This is a genomic window from Streptomyces sp. NPDC025793 (assembly GCF_055558375.1).
The window spans coordinates 80550-103864 of the sequence record NZ_JBVHMR010000028.1; the positions used below are offsets into that span (position 1 = coordinate 80550).

General features: G+C 70.0%; 20 protein-coding genes, 1 tRNA gene and 1 pseudogene. 4 read left to right on the top strand and 18 right to left on the bottom strand.

Annotated elements, in window-relative coordinates:
- Positions 1-24 precede the first annotated feature (24 nt).
- The 16 genes from ACZ4MF_RS35810 to ACZ4MF_RS35885 all read right to left on the bottom strand — a co-directional run bounded on the left by ACZ4MF_RS35810 (position 25) and on the right by ACZ4MF_RS35885 (position 18051).
- Positions 25-462, bottom strand: coding sequence for a hypothetical protein (locus ACZ4MF_RS35810; protein ID WP_467496755.1), 438 nt, complete (start codon positions 460-462; stop codon positions 25-27).
- A 303-nt stretch (positions 463-765) separates the two neighbouring features.
- On the bottom strand, positions 766-2085 hold the full coding sequence (locus ACZ4MF_RS35815; protein ID WP_467496757.1) for an MraY family glycosyltransferase: 1320 nt from the start codon (positions 2083-2085) through the stop codon (positions 766-768).
- A 151-nt stretch (positions 2086-2236) separates the two neighbouring features.
- Positions 2237-3478: a serine hydroxymethyltransferase gene (locus ACZ4MF_RS35820; RefSeq protein WP_467496758.1), complete on the bottom strand. Its 1242-nt coding sequence runs from the start codon at positions 3476-3478 to the stop codon at positions 2237-2239.
- 89 nt (positions 3479-3567) lie between these two features.
- Entirely contained in the window at positions 3568-4245 is a 678-nt protein-coding gene (locus ACZ4MF_RS35825) for an arsenate reductase/protein-tyrosine-phosphatase family protein (protein WP_467496760.1), read from the bottom strand.
- A complete protein-coding gene (locus tag ACZ4MF_RS35830) occupies positions 4242-4889 on the bottom strand; it encodes an L-threonylcarbamoyladenylate synthase (RefSeq protein WP_071376449.1) in 648 nt (215 codons plus the stop codon). Before ACZ4MF_RS35830 ends, ACZ4MF_RS35825 begins: the two co-directional genes overlap by 4 nt.
- A gap of 52 nt (positions 4890-4941) precedes the next feature.
- Positions 4942-5787 (bottom strand): peptide chain release factor N(5)-glutamine methyltransferase, encoded by an 846-nt coding sequence (gene prmC, locus ACZ4MF_RS35835; RefSeq protein WP_071376450.1) that lies wholly within the window; start codon positions 5785-5787, stop codon positions 4942-4944.
- A gap of 40 nt (positions 5788-5827) precedes the next feature.
- Positions 5828-6904: a peptide chain release factor 1 gene (gene prfA, locus ACZ4MF_RS35840; protein ID WP_071376451.1), complete on the bottom strand. Its 1077-nt coding sequence runs from the start codon at positions 6902-6904 to the stop codon at positions 5828-5830.
- A gap of 105 nt (positions 6905-7009) precedes the next feature.
- Entirely contained in the window at positions 7010-7234 is a 225-nt protein-coding gene (rpmE, locus tag ACZ4MF_RS35845) for a 50S ribosomal protein L31 (protein ID WP_019326867.1), read from the bottom strand.
- Between the two features lie 170 nt (positions 7235-7404).
- A complete protein-coding gene (locus tag ACZ4MF_RS35850) occupies positions 7405-8535 on the bottom strand; it encodes an LCP family protein (protein WP_467496762.1) in 1131 nt (376 codons plus the stop codon).
- 231 nt (positions 8536-8766) lie between these two features.
- Positions 8767-10770: a transcription termination factor Rho gene (gene rho, locus ACZ4MF_RS35855; protein WP_467496764.1), complete on the bottom strand. Its 2004-nt coding sequence runs from the start codon at positions 10768-10770 to the stop codon at positions 8767-8769.
- Positions 10771-11178: 408 nt separating this feature from the next.
- Positions 11179-12108 (bottom strand): homoserine kinase, encoded by a 930-nt coding sequence (gene thrB, locus ACZ4MF_RS35860; protein WP_467496766.1) that lies wholly within the window; start codon positions 12106-12108, stop codon positions 11179-11181.
- A gap of 239 nt (positions 12109-12347) precedes the next feature.
- On the bottom strand, positions 12348-13406 hold the full coding sequence (gene thrC, locus ACZ4MF_RS35865; protein WP_467496768.1) for a threonine synthase: 1059 nt from the start codon (positions 13404-13406) through the stop codon (positions 12348-12350).
- 6 nt (positions 13407-13412) lie between these two features.
- Entirely contained in the window at positions 13413-14705 is a 1293-nt protein-coding gene (locus tag ACZ4MF_RS35870; protein WP_356027717.1) for a homoserine dehydrogenase, read from the bottom strand.
- 151 nt (positions 14706-14856) lie between these two features.
- Positions 14857-16248, bottom strand: a complete 1392-nt coding sequence (gene lysA / locus ACZ4MF_RS35875; protein ID WP_467496770.1) for a diaminopimelate decarboxylase — start codon at positions 16246-16248, stop codon at positions 14857-14859.
- Between the two features lie 54 nt (positions 16249-16302).
- Positions 16303-17322, bottom strand: a complete 1020-nt coding sequence (nrtL, locus tag ACZ4MF_RS35880; RefSeq protein ID WP_467496772.1) for an ArgS-related anticodon-binding protein NrtL — start codon at positions 17320-17322, stop codon at positions 16303-16305.
- Between the two features lie 141 nt (positions 17323-17463).
- Entirely contained in the window at positions 17464-18051 is a 588-nt protein-coding gene (locus ACZ4MF_RS35885) for a response regulator (RefSeq protein ID WP_467496774.1), read from the bottom strand.
- A 153-nt stretch (positions 18052-18204) separates the two neighbouring features.
- Between ACZ4MF_RS35885 and ACZ4MF_RS35890 the strand changes: the two genes are divergently transcribed.
- Together ACZ4MF_RS35890 and ACZ4MF_RS35895 are read left to right on the top strand one after the other, a co-directional pair.
- Positions 18205-18276 (top strand) — tRNA-Arg (locus tag ACZ4MF_RS35890).
- A 785-nt stretch (positions 18277-19061) separates the two neighbouring features.
- Positions 19062-20291, top strand: a complete 1230-nt coding sequence (locus tag ACZ4MF_RS35895; RefSeq protein WP_467496776.1) for a S53 family peptidase — start codon at positions 19062-19064, stop codon at positions 20289-20291.
- A 280-nt stretch (positions 20292-20571) separates the two neighbouring features.
- Here ACZ4MF_RS35895 and ACZ4MF_RS35900 read toward each other — a convergent pair whose 3' ends face one another.
- A complete protein-coding gene (locus ACZ4MF_RS35900; protein WP_467496778.1) occupies positions 20572-21426 on the bottom strand; it encodes a nuclease-related domain-containing protein in 855 nt (284 codons plus the stop codon).
- Between the two features lie 189 nt (positions 21427-21615).
- Positions 21616-22503, bottom strand: a pseudogene (locus ACZ4MF_RS35905) (tyrosine-type recombinase/integrase); the annotation flags it as partial.
- 46 nt (positions 22504-22549) lie between these two features.
- On the opposite strand from ACZ4MF_RS35905, the gene ACZ4MF_RS35910 reads away from it, so the two are divergent.
- On the top strand, positions 22550-22702 hold the full coding sequence (locus ACZ4MF_RS35910; protein ID WP_467496786.1) for a hypothetical protein: 153 nt from the start codon (positions 22550-22552) through the stop codon (positions 22700-22702).
- Positions 22696-23079, top strand: a complete 384-nt coding sequence (locus tag ACZ4MF_RS35915; RefSeq protein ID WP_467496780.1) for a hypothetical protein — start codon at positions 22696-22698, stop codon at positions 23077-23079. The genes ACZ4MF_RS35910 and ACZ4MF_RS35915 overlap by 7 nt, the downstream gene beginning before the upstream one ends.
- Positions 23080-23315 lie beyond the last annotated feature (236 nt).

The following is a 23315-nucleotide window of genomic DNA, read 5'->3' on the forward strand; positions in this document are numbered from 1 at the left end:
AAGCCTTTATCCCGCCCCTACCTCTCACGACGACGGCCCTGTCTTCTCGGGCTTATCGCTCTTCTCGGAGTCCGGGTCGACGTAGAAGATCTTGGCCTTCATGTGTGCACGGGCCTGCGCGGCCATCCACACGACTGTCGCGACCACGATCCCCGCGGCGAACGCCCTCGGGTTGAAGAGAGAGGTGCCCTTGAAGACGGCGACGAAGATGAAGAGGAGCAGCAACTGGGCCATGTAGAGCATGAGGCCCATGGCCTGGAACAGCTGCGGGAGCGTTTTTGCCGTCCACTGGAGGACGTAGAGGCCGATTCCCATGAACAGGATGGCCAGCAGCGTGCCGACACCCGCGCCGAGCGCACCCTTGCCCCCCGCGACCGCTGCGCTCACGGCGACAGTGATCACGCCTGCGACCGCTGTGGGCACAGCGATCTGCAGAAGGTTCCGGGCGTCTTTGGACGGCATGGCGGCAACTCCGCTTTCACAAGGGGGCAGGGTGTCGTCATGGACGAGCGTAGTCCCGGGCTGAGTGATCGAGACCTCACACCAATGGACCGTCGCACTACGGTCCTTCGGCTCTATCCGGGGTTCTCGTGAACCGTATCACAAACTATTTGATGAGGTCTTTACCCGCTTGGTGTGCTTGCTGTCACACATGAGAGTGACGGTGCGCGTCTGTGCAAAAATGGCGCCCACTTGTCTGGTATTAGGGGGCTTTGGTCCCCCACGAATTGGCAATGCTCTCGCCAGATTCTTACCTTGTGCGTCTCAGTGACGATCAACAAAACGCGAACGAGGGCCAATGGCGGTCGCCCCGTTGACGCCCGCGATCCCGGCCGTGACCGGCGCCCGTTCGGTGGTCTCCTCCGCCTCCCGGACCGCCCCCGCCACGGCGGCCTCGGCCGCCTCGGCAGCCCGGCGCCGCCTGCGGTAGCGGGGCGGCACGAAGGCCTGCGCCCACACCGGCACACGCGGGGTGAAGCGCGGGAGCAGCAGCAGGACCAGTCCGATCGCGCTGAGGAAGACGACGCCGAGCACGATCCACATGGACGCCGAGTTCACTGAGTAGGCGAGGGCGCCGAAGGCGATCAGGGCCGACCAGAAGTACATGATCAGCACGGCCCGGCTGTGCGAGTGGCCGATCTCCAGCAGCCGGTGGTGCAGGTGCCCGCGGTCGGCGGCGAACGGCGACTGGCCGCGCCAGGTGCGGCGGACGATCGCGAGGACCAGGTCGGCGGCCGGCACGGCGATGATCGTCAGCGGCAGGAGGAGCGGGATGTAGACCGGCACCGTCGCGTGCACCGCGGCCCTCTCGGAACCCACGTACAGGCCCAGCGCGTCCGGGTCCAGCTGACCCGTGATCGAGATCGCGCCCGCGGCCAGCACCAGGCCGATCAGCATCGAGCCCGAGTCGCCCATGAAGATCCGCGCGGGATGCATGTTGTGCGGCAGGAAGCCCAGGCACATGCCCATCAGGATCGCCGAGAACAGGGTGGCCGGGGCGGCCGCCTCGATGCCGTACGAGTACCAGATCCGGTAGGCGTACAGGAAGAACGCGCCGGCCGCGATGCAGACCATGCCGGCGGCGAGGCCGTCCAGGCCGTCCACGAAGTTCACCGCGTTGATCGTGATGACGACGAGGGCGACGGTCAGCAGGGTGCCCTGCCACTGGGTCAGCGCCACGTTGCCGACGCCGGGGACGGGCAGCCACAGGATCGTCAGACCCTGCATCACCATGACGCCCGCGGCGATCATCTGGCCGCCCAGCTTGATCAGCGCGTCGATCTCGAACTTGTCGTCCAGGACGCCGATCAGCCAGATCAGGGCCGCGCCGGAGAGCAGGGCGCGCGGCTCGTTGGACTTCTCGAAGACCTCGTTGAGGCCGGTCAGGTGGTCCGCGACGAGCAGGCCCGCGCACAGGCCGAAGAACATGGCGATACCGCCGAGCCGCGGAGTCGGTTCCCGGTGCACGTCACGGGCCCTGATCTCCGGCATCGCCCCGGCCACGATCGCGAACTTCCGCACCGGCCCTGTCAGCAGGTACGTCACCGCGGCCGTGATGCAGAGCGTCAGCAGGTATTCACGCACGGGCTTCCCCACAGGTCTCGCTGGCCATCACAGCCCCACACCCTAGCGATGGACGTATATGGATGGGGACTTCCGGGTAGCGACGATGGTTGCACGTGTGGCTGTGGTGTACGGCGCACATAGGGGTGTACGGCCCGACGCCTGCCCCGGTTCAGGCCGGATACGGCGGAAAATCACCGGTCAGTTCCCGCACCTCCTCCCGCGCCCGGGCCGGCTCGACGGTGCCCCGCAGCACCCCGGCCATCAGTGCCGCGATCCGGGCCATCTCCGGCTCGCCCATGCCCTGGGTGGTCACCGCGGCCGTGCCCAGGCGCAGCCCGCGGCCGTCGTCGTGCGGCAGCACACAGCAGTCCAGGACGATCCCGGCGGCGGCGAGGCGGCCGCGGGCGGTGCGGCCGTCCACGCCGAGCGGGGCGGGGTCGACGGTGATCAGATGGGTGTCGGTGCCGCCGGTGGTGACGGTGAAGCCCTCGGCCTCCAGCAGCGCGGCCAGCGTCCTGGCGTTGGTGACCACCCGATGGGCGTACGCGGCGAACGCCGGAGTGGCCGCCTCGCCGAACGCGACGGCCTTGGCGGCGATGGTGTGCATCTGGGCGCCGCCCTGGGTGAAGGGGAACACGGCCCGGTCGATCCGCTCGGCCAGCTCGGGGGTCCCGCACAGGATCATGCCGCCGCGCGGCCCGCGCAGCACCTTGTGCGTCGTCGCGCACACGACATCGGCGTACGGCACAGGATTCGGCGCCGCTCCCCCGGCGACCAGCCCGATCGGATGCGCGGCGTCGGCGATCAGATAGGCCCCGACCTCGTCGGCCACCTCGCGGAAGAAGGCGTAGTCGAAGTGGCGGGGGTAGGCGATGGACCCGCACACGATCGCCTTGGGCCGGTGGTTGCGCGCCAGATGGCGCACCTGGTCGTGGTCGATGAGCCCGGTCTCGGCGTCGACGCCGTAGCCGACGAAGTCGAACCAGCGGCCCGAGAAGTTCGCGGGCGAGCCGTGCGTGAGGTGACCGCCGGAGTGCAGACCGAGGGCGAGGACGGTGTCCCCGGGGCGCAGCAGGGCGGCGTAGGCGGCCAGGACGGCCGAGGAGCCCGAGTGGGCCTGGACGTTGGCGTGCGCGGCCCCGAACAGCGCCCTGGCCCGCTCCACGGCGAGCCGCTCGGCGATGTCGACCAGTTCGCAGCCGCCGTGATGGCGGGCGCCGGGATAGCCCTCGGCGTACTTGTTGGCGAGCGGCGAGCCGAGCGCGGCCAGCACGGCGGGCGAGGTGAAGTTCTCGGCGGCGATCAGCTGGAGCGATGTCGACTGCCGGCGCAGCTCGCCCAGCAGGATCTCGGCCAGTTCGGGGTCCTGTTGCCGCAGGACATCGGTCGGGAGGGCAGAGGTGACCGACATGGCGGGCTCCCGGGCGGTCGACGGTGACGTAAACCCAATGTAGGCCCGCCCCGCGCCCCCCGCGCGACCGTTACACCCGCGTGTATCCCTTATGTACGAGTGGCCACGCCGGTCAGCGCCGTCACCACCGGGTCCAGCGCCTGGTGTATCTCGCCCCCGACGGACCGGAAGAACGGCAGCGGGGCGCCGTACGGGTCGTGCACCTCGTCCGCCTCCGCCGTGGGCGCGAGCAGCCAGCCCCGCAGCGCCGCGGCCGCCCGCACCAGCGCACGGGCGCGCATCACCACACCGTCCTCCAGCGGCGGCAGCGTGGCGGGGTCTATCGCGCGGACCAGCCGGGTGAACTCCTTCAGCGTGAACGTCCGCAGCCCCGCCGAATGCCCCATCGAGATCACCTGCGCCCGGTGGTCCCGCGTGGCCGTGAGCACCAGGTCGGCCCTGATGACGTGCTCGTCCAGCAGTTCCCGGCCGAAGAAGCCGGAGGCGTCCGCGCCGAACTCGGCCAGCACCGCCTCCGCGTTGGCCTCCATCGGGGCGCCCTCGTGGCCCCAGGTGCCCGCGCTCTCCACGATCAGCCCGCCGCCGAGCACGCCGAGCCGCTCCGCGACGAAATGGCGGGTCAGCCGCTCGGTGATGGGCGAGCGGCACACGTTGCCGGTGCTGACATGGAGGATGCGGAAGGTGTCGCGCGGAAAGCCGAACGTCGTGGTCGTCTCTGCCGCACTGGCCCCGATGCCTATGCCACGCCCCGCTTCAGGGGCCGTCAATTCGCCACCTCGAGGTCAGGTACGACCTTCCGCAGCTCCTCCGCCGAGATCGCGCCCTCGCGCAGCAGCACCGGCACGGAACGGCTGACGTCCACGATGGACGACGGCACGATGCCGGGGGTCGGGCCGCCGTCGAGGTAGACCGAGACGGAGTCGCCGAGCATCTCCTGGGCGGCGTCGCAGTCCTCCGGCGCGGGGTGCCCGGTGAGGTTCGCCGACGACACCGCCATCGGGCCGACCTCGGTGAGCAGCTCGATCGCGACGGGGTGCAGCGGCATGCGGACGGCCACCGTGCCCCGGGTGTCGCCGAGGTCCCACTGGAGCGAGGGCTGGTGCTTGGCGACGAGCGTGAGGGCGCCCGGCCAGAACGCGTCGACCAGCTCCCAGGCCAGCTCGGAGAAGTCCGTGACGAGGCCGTGCAGGGTGTTCGGGGAGCCGATGAGTACAGGGGTGGGCATGTTGCGGCCCCGGCCCTTGGCGGCGAGCAGGTCGGCGACGCCCTCCGAGGAGAACGCGTCGGCGCCGATGCCGTAGACCGTGTCGGTCGGCAGCACCACCAGCTCGCCCCGGCGGACGGCGGACGCGGCCTCGCGCAGACCCGTCGCGCGGTCGGTCGCGTCGTTGGTGTCGTATCGCCGTGCCATGTCTAGCGGGCCTCCTCGTACACGTACAGCCGGATGGAAATCGTCGGGGTGCTCACGGCAGCGCCTTGCGGGCGGTCGCGAACCGGGGGCGGTTGTTGAGGTCGGGGTGGTCGGCCGCGTCGGCCCAGCCCCGCTCCTCGGTGAAGATCCACGGCACCTGGCCGCCCTGGGTGTCGGCGTGCTCGATCACGACGACCCCGCCGGGGCGCAGCAGCCGGTGGGCGGTGCGCTCGATGCCGCGGATCAGGTCGAGGCCGTCCTCACCGGAGAAGAGAGCCAGCTCCGGGTCGTAGTCGCGGGCCTCGATGGCGACATACTCCCACTCGGTGAGCGGGATGTACGGCGGGTTGGAGATGACCAGGTCGACCTGGCCGTCGAGGTCGGGGAAGGCGGTCAGGGCGTCGCCCTGGCGCAGGTCGACCCTGGAGCCCGCCACGTTCTTGCGGGTCCACACCAGGGCGTCCTCGGACAGCTCCACGGCGTGCACCCGCGAGCGCGGGACCTCCTGTGCGAGGGCCAGCGCGATGGCGCCGGAGCCGGTGCACAGGTCCACGATGCACGGCTCGACGACGTCCATGGCGCGCACGGCGTCTATGGCCCAGCCGACCACGGACTCGGTCTCCGGCCGGGGCACGAACACGCCCGGCCCGACCTGGAGTTCCAGGTAGCGGAAGTAGGCCCGCCCGGTGATGTGCTGGAGCGGCTCGCGCTGCTCGCGCCGGGCGATGACCTCCCAGTACCGGGCGTCGAAGTCGGCGTCCTTCACGGAGTGCAGTGCGCCGCGCTTCACCCCGTGCACGAACGCGGCCAGCTCCTCCGCGTCGTTGCGCGGCGAGGGCACGCCGGCGTCGGCCAGCCGCTGGGTGGCCTGGGCCACCTCCGCGAGCAGCAGGTTCACGCGAGTCCTCCGTGTCGTACTGGGTCGAGCGTAGATGCCTTTATGCAGCTGCCAGCTTCGCCGCCGAGTCGGCGTCGACGCAGGCCTGGATCACCGCGGCGAGGTCGCCGTCCAGGACCTGGTCCAGGTTGTACGCCTTGAAGCCGACGCGGTGGTCCGAGATGCGGTTCTCCGGGAAGTTGTAGGTGCGGATCTTCTCGGAGCGGTCGACGGTGCGGACCTGGCTGCGGCGGGCGTCCGCGGCCTCCCGCTCGGCCTCCTCCTGCGCCGCGGCGAGCAGCCTGGAACGCAGGATACGCAGCGCCTGCTCCTTGTTCTGGAGCTGGCTCTTCTCGTTCTGGCAGGAGGCGACGACGCCGGTCGGCAGGTGCGTGATGCGCACCGCGGAGTCGGTGGTGTTGACGGACTGGCCGCCGGGACCGGAGGACCGGTAGACGTCGATACGGAGGTCGTTCGGGTTGATCTCCACGTCCACCTCCTCGGCCTCGGGGGTCACGAGGACACCGGCGGCGGAGGTGTGGATACGGCCCTGCGACTCGGTCGCCGGCACGCGCTGCACCCGGTGCACACCGCCCTCGTACTTCAGCCGCGCCCACACGCCCTGGCCGGGCTCGGTGGCGCCCTGGCCGCCCTTGGTCTTCACCGCGACCTGGACGTCCTTGTAACCGCCCAGCTCGGACTCGGTCGCGTCGATGATCTCGGTCTTCCAGCCGACGCGCTCGGCGTAGCGCAGGTACATGCGCAGCAGGTCGCCGGCGAACAGCGCCGACTCGTCACCGCCCGCGCCCGCCTTGATCTCCAGAATGACGTCCTTGTCGTCACTCGGATCGCGCGGGACGAGCAGCAGACGCAGCTTCTCGGTCAGCTCCTCGCGCTGCTTCTCCAGGTCCTTGACCTCGGCGGCGAAGTCGGGGTCGTCGGCGGCCAGCTCGCGCGCGGTCTCGATGTCGTCGCCCGACTGCTTCCAGGAGCGGTACGTGGCGACGATCGGGGTCAGCTCGGCGTAGCGCTTGTTCAGCTTGCGCGCGTTCGCCTGGTCGGCGTGGACCGACGGGTCGGCGAGCTGCTTCTCCAGATCGCCGTGCTCGGTGACGAGTTCCTCGACGGCCTCGAACATCTTGGGCTCCTGTACTGCGGTGACGGGAAGGGCGGGCGACCAAAAACGCCGGTCCCGGGCACACCCCGGGGAGGGTGTGGCCGTGGACCGGCGAATGGGGGCTCGCTACTTCTTGGAGCCGGCGGCAGCCTTGCCGAAGCGGGCCTCGAAGCGGGCCACACGGCCACCGGTGTCGAGGATCTTCTGCTTGCCCGTGTAGAACGGGTGGCACTCGGAGCAGACCTCGGCCCGGATGGTGCCGGACTCGATGGTGCTACGGGTGGTGAACGACGCGCCACAGGTGCAGCTGACCTGCGTCTCGACGTACTCGGGGTGGATGTCGCGCTTCAAGGTGTCTCCTAGGTTTCGGGAGGGCGCCGGGTCGCCGCCGCGGGATGCGGGAGCGTGAACCGGAGCCGACGTACCAGTCTGCCAGGACTGGCGCCATCCCCCAAAACCGGGGGTGCTCGTCATCTATTCCCCGGGGGCGGCGCCGGGGAATGGAGAGGGGGAATCACCCCTCAGGAGCTCACCACGCCCTTGGCCTCGCCCGCGGCCGTACCCTCCGTCGCCGACTTCGGGATCGGCCGGTCGTTCTTCAGGGCGGACCAGACCTGCTGGGCCTTGGCGGTCTCCAGGACCACCCGGTTCGGGTCGGCCGGGTCGTACTGGACCGGCATCGTGACCATGTCCATGTGCTTCGCGCTGATGCCCTTGAGGCCGTTGGCGAAGTCGATGAGGGAGTTGACCGAACCCAGGTCCGAATCGGTGGTCACGGCCTTGGTGGCGGTGTCGGCGAGGTCGTACAGCTTCTTGGGGTTGCTGAACACGCCGACGTTCTTGACCTGGTCGAGCAGCGCCTTGACGAACGCCTGCTGGAGCTGGATGCGGCCCAGGTCGGAGCCGTCGCCGACGCCGTGCCGGGTGCGGACCAGGCCGAGGGCCTGCCTGCCGTTCAGGGTGTGGGCGCCGGCCCGGAGGGTCAGGTGGCTCCGCGGGTCGTCGATGTTCTTCGTGGTCGTGACCGGGACGCCGCCGAGGTCGTCGATGAGCCGCTGGAAGCCCTCGAAGTCGACCTCCAGGTAGTGGTCCATGCGGATGCCGGTGAGCGACTCGACGGTCTTCACGGCACAGGCCGCGCCGCCGGTGGAGTACGCCTCGTTGAACATCACGCCGGTCGCGGCCGGGTGCGCGGTGCCGGCGGTGTCGGTGCACGAGGGGCGGTCGACGAGGGTGTCCCGGGGGATGGAGACGACGCTGGCCTTCTTGTGGCCCTCGTAGACGTGGACGATCATCGCCGTGTCGGAGCGGGCGCTGCCGTCGTCGGTGCCGCCGCCGAGCTTCTTGTTGGAGCCGGAGCGGCTGTCCGAGCCGAGGACCAGGATGTTCTCGGAGCCGTTGTCGGCCTTCGTGGGCCGGTCGGCACCGAGCGCCTGGTTGATGTCGACGCTCTTGAGGTTGCCGTTGAGCTTGAAGTAGACGTACCCGGCGCCGGTGCCGCCGAGGACGACCACGCCCGCGGCCGTCCAGGCCGCGACCCGCAGCGCCCTGCGGCCCTTGCTCGGGGCCTTGCGGCGGCGTCCCCTGCCGGTGCGGGGACCTGCCCCGTCCGGCTCGGCTATGACGGGCTCCGGCGTGCTCTGGGCGGACACATCGCTCCTCGGTCTCGTCGGTCGGTGGTACCCCCTGCTTTCAGGGTCGGGCGGGCGTCACCGCTCCATCGTCGCTCCGTACGGTCGGACGGAGAAACTCGGGACAGAGTTGCACAACGCAGAGTGCCCACCGCGTACAGCGATGGGCACTCTGTGTAGTCACTCCTGGTGGGCGACGCCCGTGAACCCTGTGGCAGGGATCTCGGTTGTGACCTTTCCGACGCTCTTGTCCTAGTCGCCGTTGCCGGGCATCGGCGTCGTCTTCTGGATCTGCAACAGGAACTCGGCGTTCGACTTCGTCTGCTTCATCTTGTCCAGAAGCAGCTCGATCGCCTGCTGCGAGTCGAGCGCGTGCAGCACTCGGCGCAGCTTCCAGGTGATGGCCAGCTCCTCGGCACCGAGCAGGATCTCCTCCTTGCGGGTGCCGGACGCGTCCACGTCCACCGCCGGGAAGATGCGCTTGTCGGCGAGCTTCCGGTCGAGCTTGAGCTCCGCGTTGCCGGTGCCCTTGAACTCCTCGAAGATCACCTCGTCCATGCGGGACCCGGTGTCCACCAGGGCGGTGGCGAGGATGGTCAGCGAGCCGCCGTCCTCGATGTTGCGGGCCGCACCGAAGAAGCGCTTCGGCGGGTACAGGGCGGTCGAGTCGACACCACCGGACAGGATGCGGCCGGAGGCCGGCGCCGCCAGGTTGTAGGCACGGCCCAGACGCGTGATGGAGTCGAGCAGGACGACGACGTCGTGACCCAGCTCCACGAGACGCTTGGCGCGCTCGATGGCCAGCTCGGCGACCGTGGTGTGGTCCTCGGCCGGGCGGTCGAAGGTCGAGGAGATGACCTCGCCCTTGACCGACCGCTGCATGTCGGTGACCTCTTCCGGACGCTCGTCGACGAGGACGACCATCAGGTGGCACTCGGGGTTGTTGTGCGTGATCGCGTTGGCGATCGCCTGCATGATCATGGTCTTGCCGGTCTTCGGCGGGGCCACGATCAGACCGCGCTGGCCCTTGCCGATCGGCGACACGAGGTCGATGATGCGGGTGGTCAGCACGCCCGGGTCGGTCTCCAGGCGGAGCCGGTCCTGCGGGTAGAGCGGGGTCAGCTTGTTGAACTCCGGTCGGCCGCGGCCGTGTTCGGGCGCCATGCCGTTGACGGAGTCGAGGCGGACCAGCGCGTTGAACTTCTCGCGGCGCTCGCCCTCCTTCGGCTGGCGGACCGCACCGGTGACGTGGTCACCCTTGCGCAGGCCGTTCTTGCGGACCTGGGCGAGGGAGACGTACACGTCGTTCGGACCCGGCAGGTAGCCGGAGGTCCGGATGAAGGCGTAGTTGTCGAGGATGTCCAGGATGCCCGCGACGGGGATCAGGACGTCGTCCTCGGCGAGCTGCGGCTCGTTCGCGAACTCCTCGCGGCCACGGCGGCCACGGCGGTCGCGGTAGCGCCCGCGACGGCCCCGGCGGCCGCCCTCGAAGTCGTCGTCGTCCTGCGGGCCGTTGTCGCGCTGGCGGTCCTGACGGTCCGGCCGGCCGCCGCCCTGCTGCTGGCCGCCCTGCTGCTGACGGTCCTGACGGCCGCCCGGGCCCTGCTGGTCGTCGCCCTTGCCGCGACGGTCGCGGTCCCGGCCGCGCTCACGGCGGTCGCGGCGGCCGCGGCCCTCGCCCTCGGCGGCGTCGCCCTTGGCACCCTCGCCCTGCTGCTGGGCTTCGGTCCTGGGCTCGGCCTTCGCCTCGGCGACGACCGTCTCGGCGCCGCTCGCGGTGGGGCTGCCGGCCTCGGCGGTGGCGCGGCGGCGACGGCGCTCGGTGGGCGCGTCGTCGGAGGCCGGCTGGCCGGGGATCTCGATCTGCTGCTGGGCCACGGCCTTCTCGGCCGGAGCCTCCGCCTTCTTGTCGCCGTCGGCGGCGTCACCCGTGCGGGCCTTGGAGGTGGCGCGGCGCTTGGGCTTGGTCTCGGTGGCGGTCTCGGCCTTGGCGGCGGCTCCCCCGGAGGGGGCACCCCCACCGGCGGCCTGCGCCTCCTTGATGACCTCGATCAGCTGGCTCTTGCGCATCCGCGCGGTGCCCCTGATGCCGAGGCCCGAGGCGACCTGTTGCAGCTCGGCCAGCACCATGCCCTCAAGGCCGGTACCGCGGCGCCGCCGGGAGCCGGCACCGGTGGCAGGCGCGGAGGCGTCCGTGGCGGGCGCGGCAGCGGTCTCCTCGACACGTGCGCCCATCAGATCGGTGGTGTCGCTCACGAAGGGTCCTTCCCTGGAGCGGACGTCGGCCTGTCTGGCTCGGCGACCGGTTGTGCTGTCCGGCTACGGTCCTGCTTCTGTGAACCGCGCCGGGGCGGTGGTCCGCCAAAGCGGCGGAAGAGAAATGTGCGGTGATCGGCGCTTCCGCGAGTCGTGGCACCCAGTGTCACGTGGCGTGGTAGCACCGGTTCCGGAGCGTGCCCGGCGGCCCGCTCAGTGCTCGCATACGTCGTACTGCCCAGGTGCGGCGCAAGGAACACGGAGTGGCGTGGGAGGCTCCCGGAAGAATGTCTGTCCCGGACGGGGACACGAGGCACCTCGCCATGGTGGGGTCGGGTGCAGACTTGAGATTAACACTACCGGATCCAACAAACATTCCCCCTCTCCAAATCCGGCAACCGGACGCAGTTAATCAACACCGGAGGTCGCGAGCGGCAGCACGCTCGCGCCCTGTACGTCCAGGTCCAGCCGGTTGGCGGCCCAGCCCTCACCCGCGAGGTGAGAGACCTTGTCGGCGCTGTCGGCGTCGGCCAGCGCCATGACGGTGGGGCCGGCGCCCGAGATGACGGCCGGGATGCCGTCGGCGCGCAGCCGCTCCACGAGCGCGGCGCTCTCCGGCATGGCCGGGGCGCGGTACTCCTGGTGAAGGCGGTCCTCGGTGGCGGGCAGCAGCAGCTCGGGGCGCCGGGTGAGGGCCTCGACGAGCAGGGCGGCACGGCCCGCGTTGGCGGCGGCGTCGACGTGCGGCACGGAGCGCGGGAGCAGGCCGCGCGCGGTCTCCGTCAGGACCGGCTTTCCGGGGACGAAAACCACCGGAACGATGGAATCGCTGGGCTCCATCCTGATCGCCCGGGCGGCGCCGGCCTCCATCCAGGACAGGGTGAATCCGCCGAGCAGACAGGCGGCGACGTTGTCGGGGTGACCCTCGATCTCGGTGGCCAGTCCGAGGAGGGCGGCGTCGTCGAGCCTGGCCTCCCCGCCTATGGTCACCGCGCGGGCGGCGACGATGCCGGCGCAGATGGCGGCGGAGGAGGAGCCCAGGCCGCGGCCGTGCGGAATGCGGTTGGCGCAGACGATTTCCAGGCCGCGGGGCTGTCCGCCCAGCAGATCGAAGGCGGTACGCATCGAGCGGATGAGGAGGTGGCTCTCGTCACGCGGAAGGGTCTCGTTGCCCTCGCCCGCGATGTCGATGTGCAGCCCGGCGTCGGCCACCCGGACGACCACGTCGTCGTACAGCCCCAGCGCGAGGCCGAGGGCGTCGAAGCCCGGGCCGAGATTGGCGCTGGTGGCGGGGACGCGCACCCGGACGGCGGCGGCGCGGAACGCTGGACCGGCCATCGCTCGTTGACTCTCCTTGAGCTGCGTGACTGTCGAAGACATTCGATGACGTTCGATACGTGCGTGGAGACCCGCGGACCGCGCAGACGGCGCGGCGTCACCCATATGCGCAGGCATATGCAGTGGGCGGGTTCCCTACAGCCTATCGAAGGAAGGTTCTGTGGCGACATAGGGCGCACAGGAGGCGCACGATGCGTGTCGTAAGCCCCCTGTGCACCCTGTCAGGGTTTTACCAGGGCTCAGGCCAGGCCGAGGCGCTCGGCGGCGGTGGCCGCGTCGACCGGCACGGTGACCGGCTGCGGGGCGCCGGCGACGGCCCAGTCGGGGTCCTTCAGACCGTTGCCGGTGACGGTGCACACGATCCGCTGGCCCGGGTCGACCTTGCCCTGCTCGGCCGCCTTGAGCAGACCGGCCACGGAGGCGGCGGAGGCGGGCTCCACGAAGACACCCTCCTGCGCGGCCAACAGCCGGTAGGCGCGCAGGATTTCACGGTCCGTCACCTCGTCGATGGCGCCGCCGGACTCGTCGCGGGCCGCGAGCGCGTACTCCCAGGATGCGGGGTTGCCGATGCGGATGGCGGTGGCGATGGTCGAGGGGTCCTTGACGACCTCGCCGCGCACGATCGGCGCGCTGCCGGAGGCCTGGAAGCCCCACATCCGGGGGGTCTTCGCGCAGATGCCGTCGGCGGCGTACTCCTTGTAGCCCTTCCAGTAGGCGGTGATGTTGCCCGCGTTGCCGACCGGCAGGACGTGGATGTCGGGCGCGTCGCCGAGCATGTCCACGATCTCGAAGGCGGCCGTCTTCTGGCCCTCGATCCGCACCGGGTTGACCGAATTGACCAGCGCCACCGGGTAGTTCTCGCTCAGCTCGCGCGCGAGGGTGAGGCAGTCGTCGAAGTTGCCGTCGACCTGGAGGATCTTCGCGCCGTGCACGAGGGCCTGGCCCATCTTGCCGAGCGCGATCTTGCCCTGCGGCACGAGGACGGCCGAGACCATGCCGGCCCGCACGGCGTACGCGGCCGCGGAGGCCGACGTGTTGCCGGTGGAGGCGCAGATCACGGCCTTGGCCCCGTCCTCCTTGGCCTTGGAGATGGCCATGGTCATGCCGCGGTCCTTGAAGGAGCCGGTGGGGTTGGCGCCCTCGACCTTCAGGTGGACCTCACAGCCCGTGCGCTCGGAGAGCACCTGCGCGGGCACGAGCGGCGTGCCGCCCTCGCGGAGCGTCACGACCGGCGTGGTGTCGGATACCGGCAGCCTGTCCCGGTACTCCTCGATGATTCCGCGCCACTGGTGGGTCATTGCTGGTTACTCTCCTTCAACCCGCATGATGCTGGCGACACCCCGCACGGTGTCGAGCTTGCGCAGCGCCTCGACGGTCCCGGTGAGGGAGGCGTCGGACGCCCGGTGGGTGACGACGACGAGGGAGGCCTCGCCGTCCTTGCCCTGCTGGCGAACGGTGTCGATCGACACCCCGTGCTCGGCGAAGACGGTGGCGACCTGGGCGAGCACGCCCGGCTTGTCCGCGACGTCGAGGCTGATGTGGTAGCGCGTGACGACCTCGCCCATGGGCGAGACGGGCAGGGCCGCGTACGCCGACTCACCGGGCCCCGTTGCGCCGTTGAGCCGGTTACGGCAGACGGCGACGAGGTCGCCGAGCACGGCGGAGGCGGTCGGGGAACCGCCGGCGCCGGGGCCGTAGAACATGAGCTGGCCGGCCGCGTCGGACTCCACGAAGACGGCGTTGTACGCGCCGCGCACGGAGGCGAGCGGGTGGCTCAGCGGAATCATGGCGGGGTGCACGCGCGCGGTGACGGACGCCCCGTCCTGCGCCCGCTCGCAGATGGCGAGCAGCTTGATCGTGCAGCCCATCTCCTTCGCCGAGCGGAAGTCGGCGGCGGTGACCTCGGCCATGCCCTCGCGGTAGACGTCGTCGAGACGCACGCGCGTGTGGAAGGCGATACCGGCGAGGATGGCGGCCTTGGCGGCGGCGTCGAAACCCTCGACGTCGGCGGTCGGGTCGGCCTCGGCGTACCCGAGCGCGGTGGCCTCGTCGAGCGCCTCCTGATAGCCGGCGCCCGTGGAGTCCATCTTGTCGAGGATGAAGTTGGTGGTGCCGTTGACGATGCCGAGCACCCGGTTGACCTTGTCGCCGGCGAGGGACTCGCGCAGCGGGCGGATCAGCGGGATGGCACCGGCGACGGCGGCCTCGTAGTACAGGTCCCGGTCGTGCTCCTCGGCGACGGCGTGCAGGGCGGCGCCGTCCTGGGCGAGCAGGGCCTTGTTCGCGGAGACGACGGACGCGCCGTGCTCGAAGGCGGTGGTGATCAGGGACCGGGCGGGCTCGATGCCGCCGATCACCTCGACCACGACGTCGATGTCCCCCCGTTTGACGAGCGCGGTGGCGTCGGTGGTCACGAGTTCCGCCGGGATGCCCTCGCGCACCTTGGAGGGCCGCCGTACGGCGACGCCCGCCAGCTCCACCGGGGCGCCGATCCTCTGGGCGAGGTCGTCGGCGTGCGTCGTCATGATGCGCGCCACCTCTGAGCCGACAACCCCACAGCCCAGCAGCGCCACCTTCAGCGGACGCGTACGCATCATCCGACCTCGTTTCCTCATACCGTCTACGGTTGGACCAGTCTCACTCACCGGACGGGAGTTTCTACCCTTGGTCCGGATCGTGAGACATGAATTTCATTTGTACGGGGCCGGCCGACAGGAGATCTTCCAGCCCCTCTTGTTCGGCCGGTGACTAGCCGACGTCGAGACGCAGCAGGTCCTCCTCCGTCTCACGCCGGACGATCACCCGGGCCTCCCCGTCCCGCACGGCGACGACGGGCGGCCGGAGCACATGGTTGTAGTTGCTGGCCATGGACCGGCAGTACGCGCCCGTGGCCGGTACGGCGATGAGGTCCCCCGGCGCCAGGTCGGCCGGCAGGAACGCGTCCTTGACCACGATGTCCCCGCTCTCGCAGTGCTTGCCGACCACGCGGGCGAGCATGGGCTCGGCGGTGGAGGTGCGCGAGACGAGGGCGACGCTGTACTCGGCGTCGTACAGCGCCGTCCGGATGTTGTCGGACATGCCGCCGTCGACGGACACGTACGTCCGCAGCCCGTCGAGCGGCTTGACGGTGCCGACCTCGTAGAGGGTGAAGGCGGTGGGCCCGACGATGGCGCGGCCGGGCTCGACGGAGATCCGGGGGGTGCGCAGCCGGGCGGCCTCGCACTCCCGGGTGACGATCTCGGTGAGGGCCTTGGCGATCTCGTGCGGCTCGCGCGGATCGTCGTCGCTGGTGTAGGCGATGCCGAGCCCGCCCCCGAGGTCGATCTCGGGCAGCTCGACGCCGTGCTCGTCCCGGACGTCCTTGAGCAGTCCCACCACGCGGTGCGCGGCGACCTCGAAGCCGGACATGTCGAAGATCTGCGACCCGATGTGGGAGTGGATGCCGATCAGTTCGAGCCCGTCGAGCTGGAGGGCCCGCCGCACGGCCTCGGCGGCCTGCCCGCCGGCGAGCGGGATCCCGAACTTCTGGTCCTCGTGGGCGGTGGCGATGAACTCGTGCGTGTGCGCCTCCACGCCGACCGTGATCCGGATCTGGGCCTTCTGCCGCTTGCCGAGGGACTGCGCGATGTGGGCGACCCGCACGATCTCCTGGAACGAGTCGAGCACGATCCGCCCGACCCCGGCCTCGACGGCGCGACGGATCTCGTCCGTGGACTTGTTGTTGCCGTGGAAGGCGATGCGCTCGGCGGGCATGCCGGCGGACAGGGCGGTGGTCAGCTCCCCGCCGGAACACACGTCGAGATTGAGCCCCTCCTCGTCGAGCCAGCGCACGACGGCACGCGAGAGGAAGGCCTTGCCGGCGTAGAACACGTCGGCGTCGGGCCCGAAGGCGGTGCGCCAGGCACGCGCCCGCGCTCGGAAGTCCGCCTCGTCGAGGACGTACGCGGGAGTCCCGAACTCCTCGGCGAGCCGGTTGACATCGACCCCGCCGACGGTGACGACCCCGTCGGCGTCCCGCCCGACGGTCTGGGCCCACACCTTGTGGTCGAGGGTGTTGAGATCGGCGGGCGGCGCGGAGTAGTGGCCCTCGGGCAGGACATCGGCGTGACGGGGCCCGGCGGGATGGGCGGAACGGCTCATGACGGTGACTCTCAGACTCTCTGTCTCTCTCCGGGGCACGTCTGCACTGGGGCCTCAGAGATGTTCGGGTGCGTCGATACCGAGCAGGGACAGGCCGCCGGCCAGCACCGTCCCGGCGGCTTCGGCGAGCGCGAGCCGGGCGCGGTGGGCGGCCGAGGGTTTCTCCTCGCCGCAGGGGAGCACGGAGGCGAGGAAGGGCAGCGCGGCATCGGCGACGGTGACGAGATGCCGGGCGAGCCGGTCCGGGGCACGGTGGGTGGCGGCCGCGGCGAGGATACGGGGGTGTTCGGCGAGGGCGGCGAGCAGTTCGCGGTGAGCGGTACCGCTGTCGAAGCCGGTGTCGGTGTCGCTGTCGAGCCCGAGAGGCCCGGGTTCGGCGCTGAAGCCCAGGCGGCCGGCGTTTCTGCCGAGGGACCGGACACGCGCATGGGCGTACCGCACCCGGAACAGCGGATTGCTCTCCCGCTGGACGAGATGGTCGGCGGTGATCCGGGGCCGGTCGTGCGGCGCGGGATGCAGCAGCGCCCACTGGGCGGCGTCGGCCCCGAGCGGGGCGGGGTCCTCCGGCGCGGGCACCGGCCGCAGATTGACGGGCTCGCCGTGCTCGACGGTGGCCCGCCCGCCCTGCGCGGCGACCAGCCGTACGACGGCGTCGGCGAGGACCTCGGCCCGGACCTCGTACGGCACGCGCAGCGCGACGATCCGCCCGGCGAGGGCGTCGCCGTGGCCGTACGCGGCACCGCGGGCGCCGATCTCCCGGACGACGGCGGTGACGAGGTCGGCCTGCGCCCGCTCGGCGAGGCTGATGTTGAGGAACCCGGGGCCGGTGACGACGACGTCGCGGATGCCGTCGGCGTCGGCGAGCCGGGGCACCAGGATCTCGGCGACCCGTCGCGAAGGCCGCCCGGCCGACCGGGCGAGCTGGAGGGCGATGGTCGTGGCGTAGTCCCCGCACCCCCCTGGCCCCGGCACGGTCACCACGGCCCGCTCGGGCACCGTCACACTCAGCTCCCCGTCATCGACAGCACGGCGCACCGCATGCAGCACGGTGCGGGACAACTCGACGGGGGTCACGGGACAAGCGTAGGGGAGGGAGGGGGTGGGTATGCGACGTGGTTTCTCACTGTGGGACGGGCGGGCGATTTACGGGCTTTCGGGAGGGGCGAGCGGCCAGCACATCCCTGCTCACGACCCACCGACCGCACGGGCTGCGGTCTAGCCGCCGTAGAAGATCCGGTGGCTCGGAACGCCGTCGGCGGCGCTGTCCTGCCTGCCCCCGCCGCCCGGTTCCTCGTCGCCGTCGCCCTCGCCGTCGTCTCCCCCGTCCTCGCCGCCGCGGCGGCCGCCGTCTCCCCCGTGCCCCGCTCCCCCGCGGCCGTCCCCGCACTGGATGAGCTGCTTGACGAGCCGGACCAGGTCGGCCGGTTCGAAGGGCTTGGCGAGGAAGGCGTCGACGCCGACGTCGAGGCCGCTCTCGACCTCGTGCTGCGTGCACGCGCTGATGATGGCGAGCGGCAGATGGTGCGTACGGGGATCGGCGCGCAGCCGGGCCGCGGTGCGCAGGCCGTCCAGCCGGGGCATGACGACGTCGAGGGTCACGACATCGGGCCGCACCTGGTGCACCACGTCCAGGCACTCGGCACCATCGGCCGCGGTCACGACCTCGAGCCCTTCCAGCTCGAGATTGACCCTGATCAGCTGCCGGATGACCTTGTTGTCGTCCACAACAAGCACCCGACCCGAGGCGCCTGGCACACGTCGAGAGTAGGTCCGGACCGGCCACCGCGTCCGGGTTTTCCCCACTTCCGCCCCGTACAGGGGACCCGTTCCGCCGACCACCGCACACCGGCCCCGCCGCACCCCGCTCCCCACCCCCGGAAACGGGTTCCTGATCACCCCGCCGGACCTGCTAGTGTTCTACCCGTCGCCGCGAGCGAAGCGCTCAACAGCCGACACGCCCCCGTAGCTCAGGGGATAGAGCAACGGCCTCCGGAGCCGTGTGCGCAGGTTCGAATCCTGCCGGGGGCACCCAGCATGAGGTGCCCAAAGACCCCGTCACCAGCGGAAACGCTGAGGCCGGGGTCTTCGCGTATGTGCAGCCGTATGCGGCCCGGAGCGGCCGCATGTCGGGGTCTGTGGACGAGGCGTGGACGGGATCTTGCAGCGTCCACCGAGGCCAGCCGCCCCATTCGACGGCCCGTCAGCTGCATCCGGCCGCCCCTCCGAGGGCTCCGACGCCGCCAACCGCTCCGCTCGGCACCAAGTGGGCGCGTGGCGCCATGTCCGGCTCCAGCGGCACCCGATCCTGCTCAAGCGCCGCCCCCTGCTCGACGGTCAGACCGTGACGTAACTCATTAAGCGGTCAGATATGAACTATCTCGTAAAACCGATACAGCCCATATCAAACCGGTCACGACCGTGCAGGAGACAGCCCGACACGCGAAGGTCCCGCTGCCGCCTGGACTGAAGCGGTGCGACAACCAGGCCGGCATGCACCCTCGATGGGGTGCCCAGACCATGCGGAACACGCTCGATATGGGCATAGAGCAGCGAATCGGATGAAGCAGTGACAAGCCACACAGGGGCAAACCCTTGCCTCATGGACGGCCTCGGAGTGAGATCGACGGTCAACGGGCCGAGCATGGTCTAGTCCACTTCGAGGAGCATCTATGCGCAGGATTCATGCGCGGCGGCGCACTGCGGTCGCCGCAGCCTGGATCACCAGCCTCACCAGTTTCGCAGCGATAGCAGGGCTTTTCTCTGGTTCCGTCGCCGTCGCTGCACCCGTGCAACCGGCGCAAGGAGTCAAGCTCGTGCCGGCGGCCGGACAGCATTCGAAGAGCGCGCCCGGCAGCCTGATGACCACTGCGCAGTGCCGGGAGCAGTGGGGGTTCGACTGCTACAACGCGCTCCAGTACCGCCAGGCGTACAACCTGGACCCGCTATACAAGGCAGGAGTGACCGGCAAGGGGCGCACGATCGTGATCGTGGATCCGTTCGGCTCGCCGACCATCCAGAAGGACCTGGACGTCTACAGCGCCCGGTTCGGCATGAAGAGCACCCATGTCGACGTGGTCAAGTGGGGCAACGTCCCGCGCTTCGACCCCAGCGACCCCGACCAACTCGGCTGGGCCGGGGAGACCACCCTCGACGTGGAGATGGCGCATGCCATCGCCCCGGACGCACACATCGTCCTGGCGGAGACCGCGGTCGGCCGGATCGGGGACGGCACCACCGGCCTGCGGGAGGTCATGGACGCCGAGAAGTCGCTCATCGACCGCGGCGTGGGCGATGTGATCAGCCAGAGCTGGGGCGTGGCGGAGAACAACTTCCCCGGCTTCAGCAAAGGTGACTTCTCCAGCATCCAGAACCTGCGGTACGCCTTCAAGGACGCAGCCAAGCACGGTGTGACCGTCACCGACGCTTCCGGCGACAGCGGACCCACCGACACCACCTCGAACGGCCAGACCACCTATCCGTACAGGGTCAACGCCTGGCCGACCGACGACCCCCTGGTGGTCTCGGTCGGCGGGACCCAGCTGCACCTGGACGCCAACGGCAACCGCATCGCGCCGGACAGCGTCTACAACGACCACGGCGCCAGCGGCGGCGGCCAGTCCCACGTCTTCGCGCGTCCCTCGTATCAGAACGGGGTGGCCGGCAATCACCGCAGCACCCCGGACGTCTCCATGTCCGCCTCTCTGAAGGGCGGCGGATGGGTGTACTCCAGCTACAACCCGAAGCGGGTCGGCTGGGACGTCTACGTCGGCACCAGCGAGGCCAGCCCGCTCTTCGCAGGAATCGTGGCCCTGGCCGACCAGGTCGCCGGGCACCGGCTGGGGGACATCCACCAGGCGCTGTACTCGCTGTACGCGCAGTCCTCGTCGAACCCGTCCACCGGGATCGTGGACGTGAAGGACGGCACGAGCAACAGCTATGCGGGAGTCCCCGGCTACACCGCGGTGAAGGGCTACGACATGGCGACCGGTGTCGGAACGATCGACGCGGAGCGCTTCGTCCCGGCCCTCGCCAAGGCGGGCTGACCGCATCCTGTCCCCGAGTCGCGGGCGCCCGGCGTACCACTGCCGGGCCCCGCGCCGGGACGGCGGCTCGTACACGCAGACGTACGCCGCCGGAAGTGGTCGTATACCGGGGTCTGTGCACGAAGCGTGGACGGGATCTTGGAGCGTCGCTGCAGGTGCGGGCCAGGAAATGGCGAGGCCCGCACCACCTCCAGGCGCCCCGCCCCACACGAATCATCACGCCGCGGGGCTAACAACGGGCGTCCATGAGGACCGCTGGCACTCCGCTGAGGCGACCAACTCAGGCCTGGTTCCAAGCCTGACGATGGCGAGCGACGCTGTACACCTGCTCCACCTGGTCTGCTGTGAGTACGCCTGAGAGTGGAGCGAGTGCCGATACTTGGCGCTCCTGGTAGACCCGGACACTGAGCTGCGTAGCCACCACTTTCAGCTCGGTGACGCCGACGAAGACGAGCACTGGCTCCACCGGTACCGGGAAGTCGCAATAGCGCTCAAGCACTCGGGCGACCCGCTTGGCCTCCGCCCGGCTCTTGCGTGCGTAGGGCGCCGGTTTCCCGTGATCCACTCTCACGGAATCGTCGCCGACCCATACGGCGCGCTTGTGGTGGTGCTTCGTATTGATGCTGAACACTCCACCAGGCCCGATCAGTAGGTGATCGATATCCACTTTGTTGGCCAAGGGGATGGAGTGCAGGACGCGCCATCCGTGGCGCCCCAACCGGTTCAGCTCGGCTCCCACTCGCCGCTCCCCCGCCAATCCCTTTCGCCAGGAGTCCCACTCAGTGGGGCGCCGTAGAAGCCGTGAGACGACTCGCTTCGTTAGCCCCGGGCCGGATTCATCGAGCAGGTCGCGTATGGACTTCCCGGGAAGGTTGATGGCCAGGTCGTCGGCCGGCGTCAGAGGCGGCAGCATCGGATGCGACTGAGTCTCCGGTGCCCCGCCGGGCGGAACAGGCTCGGTGAGGTGCTGTAAGTGCTTCGTGAGCACGGCGATCACGTCGTCGCGACACTCGGCCCGCAAGACCGTGATGTCCGCCGTCGTGACATCCGCCCAACCGACCGCGGTGCCATCAGGCAGGTTGGCGTACAGACGGTCATGTCCGTACCGCTTCCAGCGCGTGACGTTCAGCTCCACAAGGCCCCCTGTGCTCCCGCGATGACGTTGCAGATATGCCAGCAGCAAGCGAGGCGAGGCCACAAGACCGCAGGGCAAGCAGCTCGACTCAGCTCGACCTTTCCGGACGAAGCATCGGCGCAGGTAGGACACGAAACGAGGGAGGCCCCAGGCGGCATGCCTGAGGCCTCGGTGTGAGTGCAGGTTGCCTCACTCGTACTCGCGCAGCAGGTCCTCGATGCGACGGTTGGCGACGTCCTGCCGACCGTCGAGGCACTTCGCGTACCGGGTCAGTAGGACCTCGACGCTGTTGCCGGCGCGCTCGGCAACCTCGGTGGGATCCACTCCGGCATTGAGCCACGTCGACAGCGCCGAGTGCCGAAGGTCGTACGGCCTACTCGCGAGCGGCGAGGCCGTGACAGCCGGCGGAAGCGCCAGGAGCCGAGCCTCCTGCCACACGCGGTAGTAGGTCGAGGACGGGACAACCGAACCCTTCTCACTGAAGAAGAGCCGCCCGTCTTCCGCCGTGCCGAACGTGGCCAGGTGCTCGCGCAGCACGGCGACGAGCTGGGGCGGAATAGGCACACGCCGAACGTCCTCAGTCGGCCGATTCTTAAGCCCGCGGTCGTCGTGGGTCTCTCCCGAGTCGGTCCATTGCTTGCCGACCGAGGGACGAGTCCGGTGGAGCAGCGCCGATCCCCAGCCCTGCTCAGGGAGGACGAGGTCAGTCTCGACCAGGCCGACCGCCTCAGCGGGCCGGAGGCCACCGAAGTACATCGCCGCGAACAGCCCGACGAGACGTCGGCCGCGAGCACGCCGGTAGCCGCCGACGTAGGACACTGCCGCCAAGAGATTGCGAGCCTGCTCCGGGTTGGCGACAACGCGCGGATCGACCTGGTTCGAGAGCTTGGGCTTCTGCCAGCGAACCGCCGTGATCGGATTCTCCCGCAACTCCCCCAGGTCGACCGCGTAGTTCGCAGCGTTCACGAGCGTCCGGCGCTTACGTCGCACCGTTTCCGCCGCTGCGGCCGTGCCGTCGAGCTTGAGTTTCAGCGAGTCGAGCACTGCACGCGCCGTGGCGGGTTCAGCGAGATCCGAAGTCCGGCATCCATCCCCCAACGCCACCCACGGCCGAGGACTGGGCATGGTCGCCGCACTCGCCGATAACGTCGTGATCCAGGGCGACAACTCCGGCCGCACCGTCACCGCCGAACTCCGCATCCCGGCAAGCCGCAGCAGCCGTGCGGTCACCGCAAAGCTCTCCGCGGCCACTCATCTCGGAGACCGCCCGTGCTGACAGACAAGCCCCGACGCGGCTACTGGTGCGAGTGCTGGACCGAAGACCTCACCGAGGAAAGGCCGCCGACACTCCGGGCATCCACCGACGCCTACTCGGCACCCCAGGCAGACAGATGGGTCGCGGTCGCACTCTGCACCATCTCACCGGCGCTCGATCCCGACGCATCCGACGAGGTGTGGGAGCGGCTGTACAACGGCCGCATCGAGACCAGGAGAGCCCTGCTGCGCGCCGAGCCTTGCACGGTGTCAGTCACCCAGGCCAGCACCCGTATCACCTGGACGATCCGACCAGTGCTCTTCGTGCCGCTCGCTCACCGGCAGGGCATCGAACTCCCGGCGTGCGCATACGACTTCAAGCCCCATGCGACCGACTGAGTTACAGCTTTCTCTACTGGTTCAAGGCGGCTCCGTAAGTTGTTGGATGGCCCGGAAGGGCGGGGTGTGGCTCAAGGCGGCTTGCCGGATGTGGCTCGGAGCGAGTGGCCGCCGCGCCCTTCGGGGCACCTTGGCTGCTGATTGAGATGTGCGCGCCTTGTGCGGTCGCTGTTTACGGAGCAGACAGCAGGGTGTTCCTCGGGCCGATGGAGTGCCGTGCGGCGCGAGGAGGGGCG

Bases quoted from the DNA above. Each gene is read 5' to 3' on its own strand.
- prfA (WP_071376451.1), bottom strand. From the start codon at position 6,904: ATGTTCGAGGCCGTCGAGGAACTCGTCACCGAGCACGGCGATCTGGAG.
- ACZ4MF_RS35830 (WP_071376449.1), bottom strand. From the start codon at position 4,889: ATGGCACGGCGATACGACACCAACGACGCGACCGACCGCGCGACGGGT.
- thrB (WP_467496766.1), bottom strand. From the start codon at position 12,108: ATGGCCGGTCCAGCGTTCCGCGCCGCCGCCGTCCGGGTGCGCGTCCCC.
- ACZ4MF_RS35810 (WP_467496755.1), bottom strand. From the start codon at position 462: ATGCCGTCCAAAGACGCCCGGAACCTTCTGCAGATCGCTGTGCCCACA.
- lysA (WP_467496770.1), bottom strand. From the start codon at position 16,248: ATGAGCCGTTCCGCCCATCCCGCCGGGCCCCGTCACGCCGATGTCCTG.
- ACZ4MF_RS35820 (WP_467496758.1), bottom strand. From the start codon at position 3,478: ATGTCGGTCACCTCTGCCCTCCCGACCGATGTCCTGCGGCAACAGGAC.
- ACZ4MF_RS35910 (WP_467496786.1), top strand. From the start codon at position 22,550: ATGGTCGCCGCACTCGCCGATAACGTCGTGATCCAGGGCGACAACTCC.
- thrC (WP_467496768.1), bottom strand. From the start codon at position 13,406: ATGACCCACCAGTGGCGCGGAATCATCGAGGAGTACCGGGACAGGCTG.
- ACZ4MF_RS35870 (WP_356027717.1), bottom strand. From the start codon at position 14,705: ATGATGCGTACGCGTCCGCTGAAGGTGGCGCTGCTGGGCTGTGGGGTT.